This window comes from Rhodohalobacter sp. (genome assembly GCF_041686455.1).
GTDB lineage: Bacteria > Bacteroidota > Rhodothermia > Balneolales > Balneolaceae > Rhodohalobacter.
Genome location: NZ_JAWLDW010000047.1, coordinates 1 through 1,874, shown reverse-complemented (window position 1 = coordinate 1,874; position 1,874 = coordinate 1). Strand labels below are relative to the sequence as shown.

Here is a 1,874-nt window from a genome sequence, read left to right as displayed (position 1 = left end):
AATAAATATTAATGAAATCCTATCCATGCGAAACGACGAAGTTATAAAGAGTATCCGCTACATTTTAGATTTGGATGATGCCCAAATCGCTGAATTTCTAAAACTGGCAGATTATCAGCCTACAAGAGAAGAAGTTTCCGAAATTTTCAGCGACAACAAGGAGACCATCACCAAAATAGACGGCACCGAAGTCGAAAAGGATACTGATGATAAACTGACGGCACATTTTCTGGATGGAGTGATATTCCACCTTCGCGGTAAAAGCGATAAACACCCCGCCCCTCCAATACAAACTCCGGTTACCAATAATATCGTTCTTAAAAAATTGCGGGTTGCGTTCAAACTCAAAGACACAGATATCATTGATATTCTGGAGAGCGAAGGACTAAGTTTGAGTAAAACTGAACTGAGCGCCTTTTTCCGTGATGATACACATCGGAACTATAAGAACTGCGGGGATCAGGTTTTGAGGAATTTTCTAAGGGGACTAGCCAAAAAGCATCGGGTTGATTAGATCGTGTAATGGGTTGCCTGACCCGTTGAATCCATTGGTCATTCTACGTTCATCGCCTCATTTTAACTTCTTCATGAAATGTACATTCAAAGCGCCTATCTTAAGCAGTCTTTAGAACACCGGATCAGAATCATTTCATGAATAAATCTGCCTTAGCAACTGTTTTTCTTGTTGTTGTTATCGACCTGCTTGGGTTTGGCATTATCCTGCCGCTTCTACCATTTTATGCGCAGGAGTTTGCTGCATCCGCAGTGATGATCGGGCTTCTGTACAGTGTTTATTCATTTATGCAGCTTATCTTTTCTCCGATCTGGGGTAGCTGGTCGGATCGAATCGGTCGCCGGCCGATTATGCTTCTCAGTACATTCGGTGCGGTCATAGCCTATATCGTTTTTGGACTGGCGGAATCGCTTGGAGTCCTTTTCTTTTCCCGTGTAATAGCAGGCATGATGGGAGGAAATATTTCAACGGCTCAGGCATATATTGCAGATGTAACCGACAGCGCCAATCGTGCACGTGGCATGGGATTGATTGGAGCCGCATTTGGAATTGGTTTTGTGATTGGTCCGGCCACGGCCACGGCGTTGATCCACCCTACATTTCATGAAATGGTAGCCAATGCGGGATTTACCGACTTTGCCGCCTGGATGGGTGAAAATCGATATGCACTGCCCGGCTTTTTTGCGGCTTTTTTGTCATTCTGTAGTTTTTTGATGGTACTGTTCAAGCTGCCCGAGACTGTGGACACATCCAAACCCAGGGAGAAGGTAATTCGCCGGCCCAGTGTGTTTACGCCAAAATTCTGGCGCTTGTTGAAGGATCAGAAAGGAAAATCAGCCCGGGGATACTTGATTCCATTGGTGATCGGGTTCTTCCTGCTTTCGTTTGGAGAGTCGAGCCTCTACAGTGCCTTTCCACTCTTTGCAGAGAGTCAGCTGAACATGACGGCCGAACAGGTGGGAATTCAGTTTTTCTATATAGGAATTATTGCCGTGATCGTTCAGGGTTTTTTAATCAAGTCGCTGACCAATGCTTTTTCAGAAGAGAAGCTCTTTATGGTCGGTAATATTCTGATGGTAATCGGGCTTGGGTTGATTCCCTTTTCTACAAGCATGCTTACTCTGGCGCTCTTTCTCGGTCTGATGGCACTTGGGAAAAGTTTAAATACACCCACGATTACCAGCTTGATTTCGAAAGAGGCGAGCGAAGATAACGTGGGAGCCGTGATGGGCGCCTCTCAGGGCCTGTCGGGGCTCGGTCGGATGATTGGTCCGACATGGGGCGGTGCGCTCTTTGCCGTTTATTATGGGTTGCCGTTTGTAGCAACGGCGGTTATTGTAGCAGCAACCGTTTGGATTGC

The 1,874-nt window shown here is 46.0% G+C and carries 2 protein-coding genes; both read left to right on the top strand.

Going from position 1 to position 1,874, the window contains the following annotated elements; genetic code table 11:
* Positions 1-514 (top strand): DUF1456 family protein (locus ACESM0_RS07370; RefSeq protein WP_372905133.1); only part of this gene is annotated, 514 nt, incomplete at its 5' end.
* A gap of 137 nt (positions 515-651) precedes the next feature.
* On the top strand, positions 652-1,874 hold a 1,223-nt coding region (locus tag ACESM0_RS07365), incomplete at its 3' end, for an MFS transporter (protein WP_372905131.1).